This is a genomic window from Winogradskyella sp. 4-2091 (assembly GCF_045765065.1).
Taxonomy (GTDB): domain Bacteria; phylum Bacteroidota; class Bacteroidia; order Flavobacteriales; family Flavobacteriaceae; genus Winogradskyella.
Genome location: NZ_JBJKOD010000003.1, coordinates 108,843 through 127,419, shown reverse-complemented (window position 1 = coordinate 127,419; position 18,577 = coordinate 108,843). Strand labels below are relative to the sequence as shown.

The following is an 18,577-nucleotide window of genomic DNA, read 5'->3' as shown; positions in this document are numbered from 1 at the left end:
TTGTATTATGGATTTATTCAGTTTATGAATAATGAGAAAATGCGATAGTTTATAATGATAATCTGTCAATTAATTTATTTCAATTCCTGTACAGGATCCCAATAAACAGCCTCTAAGTTCTGAATTTGATTTTCTACCACTTCTATACCTTCACTCTCTAAAAGTTGTTGCATTAAGTTGGTGCCTTCAAAATGATGTTTGCCTGTTAAAAGGCCTTTGCGGTTTACTACTCTGTGTGCAGGCACATCTTTTCCGTGTGAACCATTCATGGCGTAACCCACAATTCTTGCACTTTTGCCTGCTCCTAGATATTTTGCAATTGCGCCATAACTCGTGACTCTACCAAATGGTATTTGTTTAGCTACTTCATAGACTTTTTCAAAAAATCCTAGAGTTTCAGGTTTCATTTATAGTTCTCTTATAATATTAATAAATGTAATTAATGCTACAAGACCTGTAATAATTCCTATGCTAAGATTCATACTTTTTTGTGAGGTAAACTTTCGATCTTTAATCCTATCAAAGAAGAAAATATAAAAATATAGCATCGCAAATGTGCCGGTTGCAGCTCCTGTAACGTAAGTAACGATGCTTAATTTTTCAAAATTCATCCAACCAAAAGACACCAATGTTATGGTCATGTAAGCTTGGTAAGGTATCGGAAAAACATTGAGAGCAGATAATAACATGCCATGCAATAATCTGCCATGTTTACTTTTAATCTCTTTCTCTTTTTTGGCTTCTTTTTGCTTAGATGCTAAAACTAAAAAATAGATGGTTATCAGCACAAAAATTACAAATGCAACTCGTTGAAGAATCTCAACTATATCTTGATTCATTGATAAATACCTCGCAAATATTGCTGCTAAATAGGTTTGAATATATACAATAATACAAACACCTGTAGAAAACATAATACCTCGACCTGCTCCTTCTTTTAAACTAATTCTAGCTGCTGTCATATTGAGCAATCCCGGCGGAATAACTCCGATTAATGCCACAATAAAACCTAGAAAGAAAATGACCGTTATACTCAAGCCTAATTGATTTTGAATCTAATATACGTAATTGCTTTGTCTTTTTCTAAATACTGGTTTTCATAAAACGTTTGAATTTCTGTAACATCGTCTGGACTACCTTCTAATTTATAAACATTATGATTGGCATATAATACCTTGTAACCAGAACCATGCAACAAACCTAATGTATAGCCATGCATAAATTCACTATCGGTTTTAAGATGCATTAAACCTCCTGGTTTTAGAATCTTTTTATAGCGTTCAATAAACTTAAGGTTAGTCATTCTATGCTTTGTTCTCTGGTATTTAATTTGTGGATCTGGAAATGTTATCCAGATTTCATCGACTTCATTTTCCTCAAAAACATTTTCTACAAGTTCTATTTGAGTTCTTATAAATACCGCGTTTGGTATATTTTCTTCAATTGCTGTTTTAGCACCTCTCCAAAATCTTGCACCTTTAATATCTATGCCAATAAAATTTTTATTTGGATAGCGTTTTGCCAAACCAACAGTGTATTCTCCTTTTCCACAACCTAATTCTAAAACTACAGGATTATCGTTTTTAAAAACTTCTGTTTTCCAATTTCCTTTTAATTTATAGGTTGCATCAACTAATTCCTCACGAGATGGTTGATATACATTATGAAAAGTTTCATTTTCTCTAAAGCGTTTCTGTTTATTTTTACTTCCCACTAGTTTTAGATTTATTAATAATTTGGTAAAATTAAGCAAACATTTTAGGTTTATCTTTGTAAAGTACCATCTAATCTAAAATTAAAAACAGTTACCTAGCTTGAAATCAAAAAAAAGGATTTTAGTTGCGCCTTTAAATTGGGGTTTAGGGCATTCTACAAGATGTATTCCCATAATAAAAGCGTTAATTACACATAACTTTGAACCTGTTATTGCAAGTGATGGCATTGCCCTTGAATTGTTAAGAAAAGAATTTCCAAATCTTAGTGCTTTTGAACTTCCTTCTTATAATATTACCTACTCTAAAAACGCAAAGGGTTTTAAAACTAAATTATTAAAAGATTCTCCGCATTTAGTAAAAACCATAAAAAGCGAAAAGAAAATTGTAGAGGCTTTAATAAAAACGGAAAATATTTCTGGTATTATTTCAGACAACCGATTTGGAGTGAGAAATAAAACAATCCCTTCTGTTTTTATTACACACCAGTTGCGTGTATTGAGCGGTAATACGACTTGGATTAGCAGTAAACTTCATCAAAAAATCATTCTAAAATTTGACGAATGTTGGGTTCCTGACCATATAGGAATGAACAATTTAAGCGGTAAACTGGGTCATGTTAATGGCTTTAAAGCTCCAATAAAATATTTAGGTCCTTTAACCAGATTTAAAAAATCACATTTTGAGACTCGTTATAATTTATTTGTTCTTTTATCTGGACCAGAACCTCAACGCTCATTTTTAGAAGAAAAATTACTGGAAGAATTAAAGCTATTTAAAGGCAAGGTTCTATTTGTTAAAGGTAAAGTTGAGGCTCAACAGCAAAAAGAAATCATTGACAATATAGAATTATATAATTTTATGACGAGCAGTGAGCTTGAAGTAGCTATTAATGAAAGTGAGCTTATATTAAGCCGATCTGGTTATACCACAATAATGGATTTAGCAAAATTAGAGAAGAAAGCCTTTTTTATACCAACTCCAGGGCAATTTGAACAAGAATATTTAGCAAATAAATTTCAGACTGAAGGTATAGCTCCTTTTTGTAGCCAAGACGAATTTAACATTGAAGCACTCTCTAAAACCGACGACTACAAGGGATTCAAATTTGAAGATTTTGAATTGAATTATAAAAAATTATTTGGTCTTTTCTAAGGTAAAAGAAAACTCACTTCCTACGCCTAGTTGACTTTCAATATATATTTTTTCTTCATGAGCCTCTATAATATGTTTTACTATAGATAAGCCTAAGCCAGAACCTCCTTCTTTTCTAGAACCACTTTTATCTACGCGGTAAAAGCGCTCAAACAAACGCTGAAGATTTGCTTTGGCAATCCCTTCACCATTATCGGTAACTCTTATAATAGCTTTATTTTTTATTAGATTTTCTATACTAACTTCAGTAGTTCCTCTTTCTCTACCATATTTTATAGAATTGACAATAAGATTTGTTAATACTTGCTGAATTCTTTCTTTATCTGCAAAAACCATGATAGGTTCAAAGTAATCAATATCAAACGTTAATGTAATATCTTTTTTTGCTGCTTTCATTTCAAACAGATCAAACACATTTTGTACCAATTGCACAATATCAAAATTTTCTTTATTTAGACTTAGATCACCAACCTCTAGTTTCGTAATCATATCTAAATCTTTAATAATGTATGTTAATCGTTCTACGCCTTTACTTGCCCTAGCGAGGTACTTATTCTTAACTTTTTCGTCTTCAATCGCTCCATCTAATAATGTAAGTAAATAACTCTGAACAGAAAATAATGGCGTCTTAAGCTCATGAGAAACATTACCAATAAACTCCTTTCTATATTCTTCTCTTACCTTTAATGTTTCAATCTCTATTTTTTTGTTTTTGGCATATTTATCAATTTCCTTTGTTAAGGTTCCCATATCTGTAGTTATGGGCTGTTGCCTGAGACTTGTAGATTCTAACAACGTTAAATCATCGTATATTTTTTTTACACGCTTATAAATGAATCGTTCAACTCTATACTGAATAATTACAACACATAATGGAAAACAAATAAGTGGATAAAAAATAACTTGCCAATGCAATGAATGCAAGACATATAAAAATACACAAACTAGTAATGAAGAAAACAACGTAATGTATAACGCTGTTCGCAGTGCGAATTTATAAGATTTCTTAAAATTAGTATTTTGCATTAGTCTACAAACTTGTACCCAACACCTTTAACAGTTTTAAAAGATTTATCGCCAATTTTTTCTCGAAGCTTCCTGATATGCACATCTATGGTTCTTCCGCCAACTACGACTTCATTTCCCCAGACTTTATCTAAAATTTCATCGCGTTTAAAAACCTTTCCTGGCTTGGTTGCTAGCAAAGATAACAATTCAAACTCTTTTCTTGGTAAGGTAATTTCTTTACCTTTTAATGTGATTTTATATTCTTCTTTGTAGATAACTAAATCTCCTATTTTCACAATTGATTCAGCAGTTTCATCTGTTTTCTTTAATCGTCTTAGTAACGATTTAACCTTGCTAATTAAAACCTTTGGCGTAATAGGTTTAGCGATGTAATCATCCGCACCAGCATCAAAACCAGCAACCTGAGAATAATCTTCTCCTCTTGCTGTTAAAAAGGTAATAATGGTATCACTCAACTCTGGTAACTCTCTTAAACGTTCACAAGCTTCAATACCATCCATTTTGGGCATCATAACGTCTAAAATTATTAAATGTGGCTTGTTTTTCTTTGCCAATTCAATAGCTTCTAAACCATTTTCACCTTTTATAACTTGATAACCTTCTGAAGATAAATTGTAACCAACTATTTCTAAAATGTCTGGCTCATCATCTACTAATAGTATTTTAATGTCTTTCTTTTTCAATGGAATTTCTATATTTTAAGAATTGTAAATATAAAATATATCTGTATAACTGTTTAAATTTAGTGAATTGATAACAATTACCTAACATTAAAAACGTAATTCGTTGCTGGTGAGAAGCGCCTGATATTAACCATATTATGTTATTGTAAATATGCTAAGTATTAACTATCACGATTCTTAGTAATTCAGATTTGTTGTTATATTTGTATTCTAACTTTAATAAAAATTCAATTATGAAGAAAATTTACTTTCTATTTATTGCCTTATTAATTTCTTCCATTTCTTTTGGACAGAATTTATTAGTGAATGGTGATTTTGAAACTTGGACAGATGTTAATACTCCTGACGGATGGACAAAAGTTGAAAACATTACTCAAGAAACTACCACAATTCATGGTGGCACTAATGCTGCAAAGCACACTGCAGATGGAACAAAAGATTTAGGTCAAACTATTACAGGTATTACACCTGGTAACATGTACACGATAACTATGTGGTTTAATGTTGAATCTGGTGATGGTACAGATGCTAGAATCTGGAGTTATTGGAGAGATGCATCTGATGGAAACATTACAGATAATGCAGATGAATTAAGAGGCGGTGGAGCCGGAAACGCTTATTTCGTTGCTACGGATGGTGTTTGGACTGAATATACAGTAACAATACCTGCTCCTGCTACAGCAACTAGTTTATACTTTGAAGTAAGAGCATATGGTTCTTCAGTTATATCTTGGGATGATTTTTCAGTTGTAGAACAAGCTGTAACTACACCAACAGTTAACATTACTGCACCAGCTGATGGAGAAGTTTTAGATTCTGGTACTACATCTGTAGATGTTACGACTTCTGTTTTAAACTTTAACGTTGGAAATACAGGTACTGATGATGGTTACATTAAAACAACTTTAGTTAGTCCTGGTGGAACTTTTAATATGGATAAGTTTGACACTAACCCAGAAACTATTTCTGTTGCTGATGGAGAAGCTTACACTGTAACTTATGAGTTAGTAGATCCTTCTGGTGCATCTTTAAGTCCAGCACAATCTACTACAATTTCGTTCTCAGTTGCAGGTATTTCTCAAGTTGCAGATATTACTGCATTAAGAGCTGGAACTGTTGGAGATTTCTACGAATTAACAGGTGAAGCTATTATCTCTTACATTGTTACGGAAGGTACAAGAAATCAAAAGTACATTCAAGATGCTGGTGCTGGAATCTTAATTGATGACACTGCTGGTACTATAACTACTGTATTTAACAATGGTGATGGTATTACTGGTTTAAAAGGTCAACTTACAGAATTTGCTGGCACTTTGCAATTTGTGCCTACAGAGAATGTAGCTTCTGCCTCTTCTACTGGTACGCTTTTAAATCCAATAGTAGTAAGTGCATCAGAATTAATTAATAATGGAGAAACTTATGAAAGTAGATTAATCACGCTAAACAATGTAACTTTTGCAGATTCAGGAATGTTCGCAGACAACACAAATTATGATGTTGCTGATGGTACTGATGTAACTGTTGCAAGAGTTGCTTTTGGTGATGAAGATATTATTGGTACTGCAATCCCAACTACTGTTTCAAGTATTACAGGATTAGGTGGTGAGTTTAATGGTGTTTACCAAATTTTCCCTAGATATGCTAGTGATATTGCAGCGCCTTTAAGTGTAAACAACTTCAACAATGCTTCATTTAGCTTATACCCTAACCCAACTAACACTGGTTCGGTTTCAATTTCTTCTACAAATAGCGAAGCTATCTCTGTACAAGTTTATGATATTTTAGGAAAGCAAGTTAAAAACGAGACATTATCTAACAACACGTTAAATGTTTCTAACTTAAAATCTGGTGTTTACATCATAAAAATTACTCAAAACAATGCTTCTACTACTAAGAAATTAGTAATTAACTAAGCATTATTAGTTTTAATACAAATTATAAGCGTAACTCAATTTTAGAGTTACGCTTTTTTTTATCCCTTACTTTTTAAGCCTTAAATTATAACTAAAAGAAAAAGGTTAAATCACTTCTTTGCATATTTTTGCATTATGAAATTAAAGGAAGATATTTTTAATATAAAAACTGATGCCGATTTTGAAGCATTAGCCTTAAAAGTGTTTAAGTTTCAGTTTGAGAAAAACAACGTATATCGTTCCTTTTGTGATTTGCTCTACAAGCATCCTTCTGATGTTAAACAGGTTTCAGATATTCCCTTTCTACCCATTCAATTTTTTAAAACTAGAGATGTTGTTAGCAATTCAAATACTATTGAAAAAACGTTTTCAAGCTCTGGCACGACAGGAAGTATTACAAGTAACCATTTAGTTACAGATCTAAAATTATACGAGGAGAGTTATTTAAAGGCTTTTAAGCACTTCTATGGAAATATTGAGGACTATGTTGTTTTAGCCTTGTTACCTTCTTATTTAGAACGTGATGGTTCTTCCTTAATCTATATGGTTAATGATTTAATTGAAAAATCTAACCAAACGGAAAGCGGATTCTATCTTAATAATCTTGACGAGTTAGCAAACACATTAAAATCACTTGAAGCAAAACAAAAGAAAACGCTACTCATTGGTGTTTCTTTTGCGTTATTAGATTTAGTTGAAGCATACCAACTGAATTTAAAGCATACCACAATAATGGAAACAGGTGGCATGAAAGGCAGACGAAAAGAAATTATAAGACAAGAGTTGCATCAAATTCTACAATCAGGTTTTAGTGTAGAACAAATTCATAGTGAATACGGCATGACAGAATTATTAAGCCAAGCGTACTCTAAAGGCAATGGTGTTTTTGAAAGTCCACCTTGGATGAAAATCTTAACGCGAGATACAGAAGATGCGCTGACCATACAACAACCAAACAAAACAGGAGGCATTAATGTTATCGATTTAGCTAATATTAATTCTTGCTCATTTATAGCTACACAAGATCTAGGAAAGGCTTACAATAACGGTCAGTTTGAAATCATTGGTCGTTTTGATAGTTCAGACATCAGAGGCTGTAATTTAATGGCACTTTAAAATTATTTTTAAATTTTTGTAAGGACTTAAACTCATCTACGACTTAACTATCGCTATGAAAAAGAAAGATTTTCAATAGTTGATTGATTGGTTAGAAAGTGCTCAAAATTATTTTTGGGCACTTTTTTTATTCACAACATTTTTTGTTTAGCTAAAATTAATTTCTTAACTAATACTATTTGTCCTAGATGGTAGTAACTATGCTCGAGCATTCCGTTGAGATTACGAGTGTAATTTCCATATTTCACATCAACAAACTCCTTTTCTAAATCTTCTTCAGGCATGTTTTCAACATGCTGCATCAATAATTCCACATCATCCCAAAAGCGCAATAAGAAAGATTCCCATGCTTGTTGAGATTCAATTGGTGGAAAATCAAAACTAAACGCATCTCTTACTTCTAATTTATTATTGATATATACATTTAGAATTCCTGCTGTATAGTAATGAATATGTTGCGCTAAAACTGAAATTGAGTTCAGTTCGTCCTTTTTTTTATTGGCTATTTTATAATCTAAATTCTCTAACTCATTTTTATAGTTAGTATTAGCAATCCATGTTCCACTAAGAAATACTTCCCTAATTCTACTTGCTATTTGTTGAGCCTGATTCATTGGTTGTAAAAACTTATACATTGGAATTTAAAGATAAAAAAAAAGACCTCACATGTTACAAAACAATGAGGTCTTAAGTTGTTATTTAAGGAAGTCTTAAACTACTTTTAAAAGAAAGTTAGTTTTCTTCCCTCTACTTATAATAATGTATTTATCGTGGATTAAATCTTCAGAAGACAACATATAATCTTCCTTAATCTTTTCTTTATTTACTGCAACTGCATTTTCTTTTAATGCACGTCTTGCATCGCCATTAGAATTTAAGAAATTAGTTTTTGCAGCTAATGCACCAATCATATCTATACCTTCTTTAAATTCTGCCTCAGATATTTCAGCATGTTTTACGCCTTCAAAAACATCTAAGAATAAAGATTCTGGCAATTGTTTTATTTCATTTTTAAAATCTTTACTAAATAATATTGAAGATGCTTTTACTGCATTATCAAACTCTTCTCGGCTATGCACAAAAACAGTTACTTCTTCCGCTAAACGTTTCTGTAATAAACGTAAATGAGGTGTTTCTTTATGTTCTTCAATTAGAGCTTCAATAGCCTCTTTATCTATAAATGTAAAGATTTTGATATACTTTTCCGCATCTTCATCAGTAGCATTTAACCAAAACTGGTAAAACTTAAATACTGATGTTTTATCAGCATCTAACCAAACGTTTCCACCTTCAGATTTTCCAAATTTAGAACCATCTGCTTTTGTAATTAACGGGCAAGTCATAGCATAAGCTTTAGCTTGGTCTTCACCATCATGCATACGCCTTACTAATTCTGTACCTGTCGTGATATTTCCCCATTGATCACTTCCACCCATTTGTAATTTACAGCCCATGGTTTTGTACAAATGATGAAAATCGTATCCTTGTATTAATTGGTAAGTAAATTCTGTAAAAGACATACCTACACTGCCTTCATCTCCACTCAAACGCTTTTTAACAGAATCTTTAGCCATCATATAATTTACAGTAATACGTTTACCAACGTCTCTTGCAAAATCAATAAAGCTAAAATCCTTCATCCAATCATAGTTATTTACAAGTACTGGCGCATTTTTGTTTGTAGAACTAAAATCTAAAAACCGAGATAAGACACCTTTAATACCAGCAACGTTATGAGCTAGTGCTGCCTCATCTAATAAATTTCTTTCATCACTTTTACCAGAAGGATCTCCAATCATACCTGTAGCACCACCTACCAAAGCTACTGGTTTATGGCCAGCTCTTTCTAAATGTACTAATAAAATAATTGGCACTAAACTACCAATATGCAATGAATCTGAAGTAGGATCAAAACCTATATAAGCTGTGGTCATTTCCTTATCTAATTGCTCTTCTGTTCCTGGCATGATATCATGTACCATTCCTCTCCAACGTAATTCTTCTACAAACTTATTTGCCATTGCTTATTTAGTTTCAAATTTTAATTGCACAAAGATATGTTTCCGATGTTAAAGACAAAAGACAATTTTAATTCAATTTAGATTATCTTAGTAACCCTTATTAACAACTTTCTATCATCGAATTAAGCTTAAGATTTGTATTTTCGCGTAATGATTTTAGTAACAGGAGGAACAGGTTTAGTTGGCTCGCATTTACTTTTTCAACTGTTGAAAAGTAATGCAACAATTAGAGCTATTTACAGAAATGACAACACACTTACAGATGTAAAAAAAGTGTTCTCCTATTATTCTGAAGACTATGATACCCTGTTTAATAATATTGAATGGGTGAAAGCAGATTTAAATGATGTTCCTCAACTTCAAATAGCATTTACAGATATAACTCACGTTTACCATTGCGCTGCTCTTGTTTCTTTCGAGCCAAAAGCATACAAATTACTTAGAAAAGTAAATATAGAAGGTACAGCAAACATTGTTAACCTCTGTTTAACTTCTAAGGTGGAAAAGCTTTGTTACGTGAGCTCAATTGCCACTATGGGAAAGCATGCTGATTCAGAAAAACTAATTGACGAACAAACGGAATGGAATGCAGAAAATGACAATAGCGTTTATGCCATTACCAAATATGGTGCTGAACTAGAAGTCTGGAGAGGTACACAAGAAGGTTTAGATGCTATTATTGTAAATCCTGGTATTATCGTAGGACCTGGCTTTTGGGAAAGCACTGGTAGTAGCAGTCTTTTTAATAAGATTTACAATGGATTGCCTTATTATACAAACGGCGTAACAGGTTTTATAGACGTTTGGGATGTAATTAATGTGATGCTAAAATTAATGAACGGCAACAGTACAAACGAAAATTTTATTTTAGTTTCAGAAAACCTAAGTTTTAAATCATTTTTTAAAAGAGTTGCAAGTGCCTTAAACACTAAACCACCGAAAAAGGAGGCAAAACCTTGGTTAATAAATTTAGTTTGGCGATTAGACTGGTTAAAGGGTAAAGTATTAGGTCAACCAAGAAAGTTAACTAAGCATACAGCGAAATCAATATTAAGTATTGATAAATATGATGCCTCAAAAATTAAAAGCACTATAGATTTTCAATTTACACCTATAAACGATACCATTAAAAGCGTTAGTAAGTTGTATTTACAAGATATTAAGAACTCAAGCCTTTAAAACCTATACTATCTATAATTTTTTTTATAGAATCCTTACGTCTTTTCGCGTTTTTCTTTAGTGAATCAGTACGTGTTTTAGTCTTTTTGTTTTCTTCGCTTCTTATATTTTCGTATTCCTTTTTCTCCTTCTCTATTCGTTCTTTTACCTGCTCTACAATAGCTTTGTACACATCAGTATCATAGCTATAATAGGCATTACTCTCTGCAAATTGAGAACTATCAATATTGTGTTTTTCTAAAACATATTCTCTGGGAACAATACCGTTTTTTTCAAGGGTTTTTCTATTAATTCCCTTGGCAGCATTAACTACATAAATATCAAATAAAAGATCAGACATTTGAGCTTTAGATATCAAATTATCTGGTTTTTTGGGTTTATCCATACCATCGCATGCAATAACCAAAAGTCCTAAAACCAATACTATGCTTAGATTCTTTAACATTTATCTATCAAAAGTTAATCGTTGTCCTGCTTTAACGTCTAAAACCTTAAAATTGTTATATGCCAATTGGCCATTGACAAAAGTGTGAGTTATTCTACTTTTAAATGTGTTACCTTCAAAAGGTGACCAACCACATTTGTATAAAATGTTACTTTTATTAACGGTCCAAGGACTTTGAGGATCTACAATAACAAGATCTGCATAATAACCTTCTTTTACATAACCACGTTTCGCTACATTAAATAATATTGCAGGATTATGACATGCCTTTTCTACTAGTTTTTCAACAGTGATTTTACCTTGATGATGTGCTTCAAACAAAGCCACCAAAGCATGCTGAACCAATGGGCCACCAGAAGGCGCTTTAGTATATGGGTTTGTTTTTTCTTCGAGCGTGTGAGGTGCATGATCTGTTGCAATAACATCAATTCTATCGTCTAATAGAGCTTTCCAAAGCTGATCTCTATCGTTAGCTGTTTTAACCGCAGGATTCCATTTTATATGGCTTCCTTTTTTGGCATAATCCTCATCAGAAAACCACAAATGGTGTACACAAACCTCAGCCGTTATCTTCTTATCCTTCAATGGTATTTTGTTTGAAAACAGATTTGTTTCTTTACCTGTAGACAAATGAAACACGTGCAATCTTGCTCCTGTTTTCTTAGCTAACTCAATAGCTTTTGAAGAAGATAAATAACAAGCTTCTTCACTTCTAATTATAGGATGCATTTCCATAGGAATATCATCACCATATTCCGCTTTATATTTAGCTAAATTTGTTTTTATAGTGGCTTCATCTTCACAATGTACGGAAATAACCATATCTGTACTCGAGAATATTTTCTCAATAACTTTAGGGTCGTCAACGAGCATATTTCCTGTAGACGAACCTAAAAACAATTTTAAACCTGCAACAGTTTTTGGATCTACCTTTAAAATTTCCTCTAAATTATCATTTGTTCCGCCAAACATAAACGAATAGTTAGCGTGCGATGTGTTTGCTGCAATAGCAAATTTCTCGTCTAACTTTTCTACTGTTGTAGTTTGTGGATTAGTATTTGGCATTTCAATAAAAGACGTAATTCCACCAGCTAATGCTGCCTTAGATTCAGTCTCTATATTTGCTTTATGCGTTAATCCAGGCTCTCTAAAGTGTACCTGATCATCAATCATTCCTGGAATAACATAATTTCCTTCTACATCAATGACAGTCATATCCGCAGATTTAACACTTATGGAAAGGTCTATTTCTTTTATAATGTTTCCTTCTATTAGAATATCACCTTCAACAATTTTTCCTTCGTTGACGATTCTTGCATTTTTAATAAGAGTCTGTCCGTTCATAATCTTCTACTTTGCAAATAAACTTGTTAATTTTAAACTCACTACACCGAATATAGCTTCGGAAATAATGCTTCCACTCATTTTTGAATTTCCTTTAGTTCTATCTTTAAATATAACTGGTATTTCAACTATTTTAAATCCTTTTTTATGGGCTTTAAATTTCATTTCTATTTGAAACGCATAACCAACAAATTTTACTTTATTAAGATTAATAGTTTCTAAAACTTTTCTTTTATAACAAACAAAACCAGCTGTGGAATCCTTTACCTTCATCCTAGTAATAAATCTAACATAACGAGATGCACCATAAGATAATAAAATACGAGACAAAGGCCAGTTCACAACCGTAATCCCTCTTACGTACCTAGAGCCAACAGAAATATCCGCACCATTTTTTGCACAAGCCTCATATAACTTTATTAAATCGTTTGGATTGTGTGAGAAATCTGCATCCATTTCAAAAATATACTGATAGTCATTCTCTAAAGCCCACTTAAAACCAGCAATGTAAGCTGTACCTAAGCCACTTTTTTCCGTTCGTTCTAATAAGAATAACTGATCTTTAAAAACCTCTTGCAACTCTCTAACCTTATTACCTGTTTTATCTGGCGAGTTATCATCTACAATAAGTACATTAAAGTCTTTGCTTTGAGAAAACACAGCACTAATAATAGATACTATATTTTCAATCTCATTATATGTAGGGATTATTACTAGTGCGTCAGACATTAATTCAATTTTAAAATACGCTATTTAGCAGGTTTTGAATTTTAACAAAAGTAAAGTTTTTAATGAGATAATAATTGAAATTAACGTTTTTGATAGATTCGTTTTATGTATATCTTTATAATTAAGATAAATTTAGAATAATACTTAATATTGTACTTTAATTTTCATGATTTTAGAATTTAAAATAAGAATAAATTATCCTTTAGAAATTTAATTAAATATTGCTTAAATTTCTTTATAACTTAGCGGTATGCGAAATTTCATAACATTCGATTGGTTTACTATTTTTACAATTATAAGCTTGTGCACTATTGTTGTCGCTAAATATATTAACACATTGAGATTTAATGATTTTCTGTATGTTATTGGTAATTCTAAATATTTAAAGATTTACTCTAAAGAACAAAAGTTTATTGATCAATTTGATAGTTTCCTTTTTGTAAACCTTAGTTTATCGTTAAGCATTTTTATTTACTTCGTATATTCTACATACGTTTCTCCTTTAACCTTTGATCTTGTTACTTTCTTAAAATTACTTTTTACGATTTCAACAATAATTATTATAAAAACTTTAATTGAAAGGCTTATTGGTAGTCTGTTTGAAATGGATCATATAATTGATTACTACCTATTTCAGAAAACCACCTTTAAAAACCTATCTGGTTTGGTATTTTTCATTGCTAATTTGTTTTTCTTATACACTAAGGTTTCTATTGAAATTATTTTCATTATTGCTTTTTCATTGGTCTGTATCATAAATACGATTGGATTTTTAACATCTTTCAAAACCTATCAAAAAATAATTAATCTTAATTTTTTCTATTTTTTGTTGTATCTTTGCGCTCTCGAAATTGGGCCTTATGTACTTTTATATAAGGTTATTAGAGAGTATAACGGTTAAAACACAAGGTTTACGTATGAAAGTGAAAACGATTTTAGTATCACAACCAGAGCCTAAAGTAGAGAACTCTCCGTACTTTGACTTGCAAGAGAAGCAAAAAGTTAAAGTAGACTTTAGACCCTTTATTCATGTGGAAGGCGTATCCTCAAAGGATATAAGACAACAAAAAGTTGATCTAAGCAAAATTACTGCCATCATTCTTACCAGTAGAAATTCTGTAGATCATTTCTTTAGAGTAGCCGATGAAATGCGCTTTAAAGTACCAGATGCCATGAAATACTTTTGTCAGTCTGAAGCTGTTGCCTATTATTTACAGAAGTACGTAGTTTACAGAAAACGTAAAATTTATGTTGGTAAGCGTACGTTTGCAGATTTAATGCCGTTAATTAAAAAATATAAAGACGAATCGTTTTTATTACCAACAACGGACAAAGTAAAACCTATTATACCTGAAACATTAGACGAACTTGGTATAAAATGGAAACAGGCTACTTTTTACAAAACCGTAATTAGTGATTTATCAGATTTATCTAATGTAACTTATGATATATTAGTATTCTTTAGTCCTTCTGGTATAGAATCATTATTCCATAATTTCCCAGATTTTAAGCAGAACGAAACACGTATTGCTGTATTTGGTAATACAACAGTAAAGGCTGTGAAGGAAAAAGGATTGCGAGTAGATATTTCTGCACCGACACCGGAAACACCTTCTATGACAATGGCTTTACAGAAATATATTGACTCTGTTAATAAAGGAAAATAGTAATAAACTATTAAGATTATAACATAAAAAAAGCGATTCTAAATTTAGAATCGCTTTTTTGGTTTTTATAACTTTTACTAAAATGCATAACGTTGAGGTCCTCCTCTACGTATATCTTCATTAGCATCATCTTGAAACTTCTTAAAGTTTTCTCTAAAAGCATTAGATAATTTAAATGCCATTTTATAATATGCTTCGTCATCATTCCAAGTAGCTCTAGGACTTAAAACTTCTGTTGGTACTCCAGGGCAAGTTCTTGGTTGTGCCACTCCAAATACAGAATGAATATGGTAATCTTCGTATGTGTATGCACCTAAATCTCCATTAAGCACTGCATTAATCATAGCACGCGTATACTTTAATTTCATACGTGTACCAACACCGTAAGGTCCGCCTGTCCAACCTGTATTAACTAACCAAACATTTACGCCTGCTTCTTTCATCTTTGTACTAAGCATTTCAGCATACTTAGTTGGGTGTAATGGCATAAATGGTGCGCCAAAACAAGCAGAAAAACTAGGTACTGGTTCTACTACACCTGCTTCTGTACCAGCAACTTTAGCTGTATAACCAGAAATAAAGTGATATGCAGACTGATTAGGTGTTAATTTTGAAATTGGAGGCAGTACACCAAAAGCATCTGCTGTTAAGAAAAAGATATTCTTTGGGTTTTCACCTACTGAAGGCTTTCTAATATTATCTATATGGTAAATTGGGTAACTTACTCTTGTATTTTGTGTTATTGAAGTATCAGCAAAATCAACTTTGCCATTATCATCCATAACTACATTTTCGAGGATAGCTCCTTTTTTAATAGCTGCATAAATTTCTGGCTCTTGCTCTTGTGAAAGATTAATAACTTTAGCGTAGCAACCACCTTCAAAATTAAAAACAGTGTTTTCATTTGTCCAACCATGCTCATCATCACCAATTAAACTACGATTGGGATCTGTAGAAAGTGTTGTCTTCCCTGTTCCTGATAATCCAAAGAAAATAGCAGTATCGCCATCTTTACCAACGTTAGCACTACAGTGCATAGGTAAAGTGTTTTTAAATACAGGAAGAATAAAGTTTAAAGCAGAAAAAATACCTTTTTTAATTTCACCTGTATAACCAGTTCCTCCTATTAAAGCAATTTTACGCGTAAAATCTAAAATAGCAAAGTTATGTTGACGTGTACCATCTACTTCTGGATCTGCCATAAAACCTGGAGCATTGACTATAGTCCATTCTGGAGAAAAGTTTTCTAACTCCGCTTCTGTAGGACGTAAAAACATGTTATAAGCAAACATATTGCTCCAAGGGTACTCATTGATTACCCTAATATTTAACTTGTAGTTCTCGTCTGCACAAGCATAACTATCTCTTACATATAATTCCTTCTCAGATAAATAATCACTTACTTTATCATAAAGCTTCTGAAACTTATCACTATCAAAAGGAATATTGATATTTCCCCACCAAATTTTATCTTCGGTAATGGCATCTTTAACAATAAAACGATCCATTGGAGAACGACCAGTAAACTCACCAGTATTAACTGCGATAGCACCAGACGAAGATTCTACACCTTGTCCCTTTGCAATGGTTTCAGCATGAAGCTCTTCTGAAGATAATTGAAAATTAACTTTTGCATTTTTAATTCCATATTGATCTAACGAAATCGTTTTCGAAAATTGTGTATGGTTTACCATAATTATTGTGTTGTTTTAGATCACAAAATTATGATTTTATTTTAAAACTACAGCGCAGAATATCAATTATCGTCCTTTGTCTTTAATATTCCGATTAACATAACAATCCAACCAATTATTAACGATAAACCACCAAATGGTGTTAAAATTGCGAAAATCTTAAAATTAAAGCTATAAATTGTGTTAGTTGATAATCCGTAAATAGATCCTGAGAACAAAAAAACACCTAAAATCACTAAAAAAAACACTGCTTTTTTCGCTCTTAAATTGATAAAATTTGTGCTCCCTAAAATCAAAAATAAAAACGAATGATACATTTGATAGCGCACTCCGGTTTCAAAGGATTTAACGGCATTTTCATCAACTAATTTCTCTAATCCATGAGCAGCCCAAGCGCCTAAAATTATCCCTAAAATTCCTAAAAATGATCCAGTAATTAATAACTTTTTGTTCATATTAAAACTCAATTTTGGTTTAAAGTCGATTTTCTATTTGTTACATTCGTACCAACAAAATTAGTTATAATGCGCAAAATTTTAATCATAGGAGCAGGTAAATCCTGTTCTTATCTTATAAAATATTTACTTGATAAGTCAGAAACAGAACAACTACAAATTACCGTTGGAGATCTTAATATAGAAAATGCCAAAAAATTAGTTGGCAACCACCCAAATACAAACATTATTCATTTAGATGTATTTGATGCTCAATCTAGAGTTGCGGCTGTAAAAAATGCCGATATTGTAGTCTCAATGCTACCTGCACGCTTTCATATTGAAGTGGCCAAAGACTGTATTACTTATAAAAAACATATGGTAACGGCTTCTTATGTCAGTCCAGAAATGCATGCTTTAAATGAAGATGCTATTGCCAATAATCTCGTTTTTATGAATGAGATTGGTGTAGATCCTGGTATTGATCACATGAGTGCCATGCAAGTCATAGACCGCATTAGAGATAAAGGTGGTAAAATGATTTTGTTTGAATCTTTTACTGGTGGCCTAGTGGCTCCCGAAAGTGACAACAATCTTTGGAATTACAAATTTACATGGAACCCAAGAAATGTTGTTGTTGCAGGACAAGGTGGTGCTGCCAAATTTTTACAAGAAGACCAATTTAAATACATTCCGTATCACAGATTATTTAGACGTACTGAATTTTTAGATGTTGATGGTTTTGGCCGTTTTGAAGCTTATGCCAACAGAGATTCATTAAAATATCAAACCGTATATGGTTTAGATCATATAAAGACGCTTTATCGAGGCACTATGAGACGTGTTGGTTTTAGTAGAGCCTGGAATGTTTTTGTGCAGTTAGGAATGACAGACGACAGCTACACTATTGACGACAGTATTAATATGAGTTATCGTGATTTTGTTAATTCATTTTTGCCATACAGTCCTACAGATTCTGTTGAACTTAAATTTAGACATGCACTTAAGATTGATCAAGATGATATCGTTTGGGATAAGTTTTTAGAACTCGATATTTTCAACTCTGAAAAAATGGTTAATCTAGACAAAGCGACGCCTGCTCAAATTCTTCAAAAAATATTAATGGATAGTTGGTCACTGAGCTCTGATGATAAAGACATGATAGTTATGTATCATAAATTTGGCTATGAACTTGATGGAAAAAAATATCAAATTGATGCCACTATGGTAACGTTAGGCACGGATCAAACTTATACAGCAATGGCAAAAACAGTAGGTTTACCAGTAGCAATTGCAACATTAGCAATACTAAACGGAAAGATTAAAACACCAGGCGTTCAAATTCCTATTACAAATGAAGTTTATACACCCATTTTAAAAGAATTAGAATCTTATGATATTGTTTTCAAAGAACACGAAGTCCCATATTTAGGTTACAACCCATTAAATTTATAAT

General features: G+C 32.0%; 19 protein-coding genes. 7 read left to right on the top strand and 12 right to left on the bottom strand.

Annotated features, from left to right (window positions below; translation table 11 throughout):
* Positions 1–74: 74 nt before the first annotated feature.
* The 3 genes from ACJBCC_RS05160 to trmB are packed head-to-tail and all read right to left on the bottom strand — an operon-like array spanning position 75 to position 1,714.
* Positions 75–407, bottom strand: coding sequence for an MGMT family protein (locus ACJBCC_RS05160; protein ID WP_407556563.1), 333 nt, complete (start codon positions 405–407; stop codon positions 75–77).
* Complete coding sequence (locus ACJBCC_RS05155) at positions 408–1,037, bottom strand: LysE family transporter (protein WP_299102265.1); 630 nt, start codon at positions 1,035–1,037, stop codon at positions 408–410.
* A gap of 2 nt (positions 1,038–1,039) precedes the next feature.
* On the bottom strand, positions 1,040–1,714 hold the full coding sequence (trmB, locus tag ACJBCC_RS05150; protein ID WP_407556562.1) for a tRNA (guanosine(46)-N7)-methyltransferase TrmB: 675 nt from the start codon (positions 1,712–1,714) through the stop codon (positions 1,040–1,042).
* Between the two features lie 100 nt (positions 1,715–1,814).
* Here trmB and ACJBCC_RS05145 point away from each other — a divergent pair, with 100 nt between their 5' ends.
* Complete coding sequence (locus ACJBCC_RS05145; RefSeq protein ID WP_407556561.1) at positions 1,815–2,867, top strand: glycosyltransferase; 1,053 nt, start codon at positions 1,815–1,817, stop codon at positions 2,865–2,867.
* On the opposite strand, the gene ACJBCC_RS05140 is transcribed toward ACJBCC_RS05145, so the two are convergent.
* Positions 2,850–3,893, bottom strand: coding sequence for a cell wall metabolism sensor histidine kinase WalK (locus tag ACJBCC_RS05140; RefSeq protein ID WP_299102268.1), 1,044 nt, complete (start codon positions 3,891–3,893; stop codon positions 2,850–2,852). The two genes, ACJBCC_RS05145 and ACJBCC_RS05140, sit on opposite strands and share 18 nt — an antisense overlap.
* On the bottom strand, positions 3,893–4,579 hold the full coding sequence (locus tag ACJBCC_RS05135) for a response regulator transcription factor (protein ID WP_299102269.1): 687 nt from the start codon (positions 4,577–4,579) through the stop codon (positions 3,893–3,895). Before ACJBCC_RS05135 ends, ACJBCC_RS05140 begins: the two co-directional genes overlap by 1 nt.
* Positions 4,580–4,812: 233 nt before the next feature.
* On the opposite strand from ACJBCC_RS05135, the gene ACJBCC_RS05130 reads away from it, so the two are divergent.
* Together ACJBCC_RS05130 and ACJBCC_RS05125 are read left to right on the top strand one after the other, a co-directional pair.
* A complete protein-coding gene (locus tag ACJBCC_RS05130) occupies positions 4,813–6,492 on the top strand; it encodes a T9SS type A sorting domain-containing protein (protein ID WP_299102271.1) in 1,680 nt (559 codons plus the stop codon).
* A gap of 135 nt (positions 6,493–6,627) precedes the next feature.
* Positions 6,628–7,608, top strand: coding sequence for an acyl transferase (locus ACJBCC_RS05125; protein ID WP_407556560.1), 981 nt, complete (start codon positions 6,628–6,630; stop codon positions 7,606–7,608).
* 131 nt (positions 7,609–7,739) lie between these two features.
* Here the strand turns inward: ACJBCC_RS05125 and ACJBCC_RS05120 are convergent, their stop codons facing one another.
* Both ACJBCC_RS05120 and tyrS read right to left on the bottom strand, forming a co-directional pair.
* On the bottom strand, positions 7,740–8,243 hold the full coding sequence (locus ACJBCC_RS05120) for a DUF1572 domain-containing protein (protein ID WP_407556559.1): 504 nt from the start codon (positions 8,241–8,243) through the stop codon (positions 7,740–7,742).
* A 75-nt stretch (positions 8,244–8,318) separates the two neighbouring features.
* Positions 8,319–9,629 (bottom strand): tyrosine--tRNA ligase, encoded by a 1,311-nt coding sequence (gene tyrS / locus ACJBCC_RS05115; protein ID WP_407556558.1) that lies wholly within the window; start codon positions 9,627–9,629, stop codon positions 8,319–8,321.
* Positions 9,630–9,779: 150 nt separating this feature from the next.
* Between tyrS and ACJBCC_RS05110 the strand changes: the two genes are divergently transcribed.
* Positions 9,780–10,808 (top strand): NAD-dependent epimerase/dehydratase family protein, encoded by a 1,029-nt coding sequence (locus ACJBCC_RS05110; RefSeq protein ID WP_299102278.1) that lies wholly within the window; start codon positions 9,780–9,782, stop codon positions 10,806–10,808.
* On the opposite strand, the gene ACJBCC_RS05105 is transcribed toward ACJBCC_RS05110, so the two are convergent.
* Genes ACJBCC_RS05105 through ACJBCC_RS05095 form a run of 3 tightly spaced genes read right to left on the bottom strand, consistent with a single transcriptional unit; the run spans position 10,789 to position 13,326 of the window.
* Positions 10,789–11,253: a DUF4296 domain-containing protein gene (locus tag ACJBCC_RS05105; RefSeq protein WP_299102280.1), complete on the bottom strand. Its 465-nt coding sequence runs from the start codon at positions 11,251–11,253 to the stop codon at positions 10,789–10,791. The genes ACJBCC_RS05110 and ACJBCC_RS05105 overlap by 20 nt on opposite strands.
* Complete coding sequence (locus tag ACJBCC_RS05100; RefSeq protein WP_299102282.1) at positions 11,254–12,597, bottom strand: dihydroorotase; 1,344 nt, start codon at positions 12,595–12,597, stop codon at positions 11,254–11,256.
* A 6-nt stretch (positions 12,598–12,603) separates the two neighbouring features.
* Positions 12,604–13,326 carry a polyprenol monophosphomannose synthase gene (locus ACJBCC_RS05095; RefSeq protein ID WP_299102284.1) on the bottom strand — a complete coding sequence of 241 codons (723 nt, stop codon included), beginning with the start codon at positions 13,324–13,326 and terminating at the stop codon, positions 12,604–12,606.
* 250 nt (positions 13,327–13,576) lie between these two features.
* Here ACJBCC_RS05095 and ACJBCC_RS05090 point away from each other — a divergent pair, with 250 nt between their 5' ends.
* A complete protein-coding gene (locus ACJBCC_RS05090) occupies positions 13,577–14,227 on the top strand; it encodes a DUF4271 domain-containing protein (RefSeq protein ID WP_299102287.1) in 651 nt (216 codons plus the stop codon).
* Between the two features lie 16 nt (positions 14,228–14,243).
* A complete protein-coding gene (locus ACJBCC_RS05085; RefSeq protein WP_299102556.1) occupies positions 14,244–14,993 on the top strand; it encodes a uroporphyrinogen-III synthase in 750 nt (249 codons plus the stop codon).
* Between the two features lie 77 nt (positions 14,994–15,070).
* Here ACJBCC_RS05085 and pckA read toward each other — a convergent pair whose 3' ends face one another.
* Together pckA and ACJBCC_RS05075 are read right to left on the bottom strand one after the other, a co-directional pair.
* Entirely contained in the window at positions 15,071–16,687 is a 1,617-nt protein-coding gene (gene pckA, locus ACJBCC_RS05080; RefSeq protein WP_299102289.1) for a phosphoenolpyruvate carboxykinase (ATP), read from the bottom strand.
* A 62-nt stretch (positions 16,688–16,749) separates the two neighbouring features.
* Positions 16,750–17,142 carry a DUF423 domain-containing protein gene (locus tag ACJBCC_RS05075; RefSeq protein WP_299102291.1) on the bottom strand — a complete coding sequence of 131 codons (393 nt, stop codon included), beginning with the start codon at positions 17,140–17,142 and terminating at the stop codon, positions 16,750–16,752.
* Positions 17,143–17,211: 69 nt separating this feature from the next.
* Between ACJBCC_RS05075 and ACJBCC_RS05070 the strand changes: the two genes are divergently transcribed.
* Complete coding sequence (locus tag ACJBCC_RS05070; RefSeq protein WP_299102294.1) at positions 17,212–18,576, top strand: saccharopine dehydrogenase family protein; 1,365 nt, start codon at positions 17,212–17,214, stop codon at positions 18,574–18,576.
* Position 18,577 lies beyond the last annotated feature (1 nt).

Coding starts and splice junctions, on each gene's coding strand:
- ACJBCC_RS05125 (WP_407556560.1), top strand. CDS start 6,628: ATGAAATTAAAGGAAGATATTTTTAATATAAAAACTGATGCCGATTTT.
- ACJBCC_RS05095 (WP_299102284.1), bottom strand. CDS start 13,326: ATGTCTGACGCACTAGTAATAATCCCTACATATAATGAGATTGAAAAT.
- ACJBCC_RS05110 (WP_299102278.1), top strand. CDS start 9,780: ATGATTTTAGTAACAGGAGGAACAGGTTTAGTTGGCTCGCATTTACTT.
- pckA (WP_299102289.1), bottom strand. CDS start 16,687: ATGGTAAACCATACACAATTTTCGAAAACGATTTCGTTAGATCAATAT.
- ACJBCC_RS05090 (WP_299102287.1), top strand. CDS start 13,577: ATGCGAAATTTCATAACATTCGATTGGTTTACTATTTTTACAATTATA.
- ACJBCC_RS05085 (WP_299102556.1), top strand. CDS start 14,244: ATGAAAGTGAAAACGATTTTAGTATCACAACCAGAGCCTAAAGTAGAG.
- ACJBCC_RS05160 (WP_407556563.1), bottom strand. CDS start 407: ATGAAACCTGAAACTCTAGGATTTTTTGAAAAAGTCTATGAAGTAGCT.
- ACJBCC_RS05070 (WP_299102294.1), top strand. CDS start 17,212: ATGCGCAAAATTTTAATCATAGGAGCAGGTAAATCCTGTTCTTATCTT.
- ACJBCC_RS05140 (WP_299102268.1), bottom strand. CDS start 3,893: ATGCAAAATACTAATTTTAAGAAATCTTATAAATTCGCACTGCGAACA.
- ACJBCC_RS05100 (WP_299102282.1), bottom strand. CDS start 12,597: ATGAACGGACAGACTCTTATTAAAAATGCAAGAATCGTCAACGAAGGA.
- ACJBCC_RS05130 (WP_299102271.1), top strand. CDS start 4,813: ATGAAGAAAATTTACTTTCTATTTATTGCCTTATTAATTTCTTCCATT.
- ACJBCC_RS05120 (WP_407556559.1), bottom strand. CDS start 8,243: ATGTATAAGTTTTTACAACCAATGAATCAGGCTCAACAAATAGCAAGT.
- ACJBCC_RS05105 (WP_299102280.1), bottom strand. CDS start 11,253: ATGTTAAAGAATCTAAGCATAGTATTGGTTTTAGGACTTTTGGTTATT.
- ACJBCC_RS05075 (WP_299102291.1), bottom strand. CDS start 17,142: ATGAACAAAAAGTTATTAATTACTGGATCATTTTTAGGAATTTTAGGG.
- tyrS (WP_407556558.1), bottom strand. CDS start 9,629: ATGGCAAATAAGTTTGTAGAAGAATTACGTTGGAGAGGAATGGTACAT.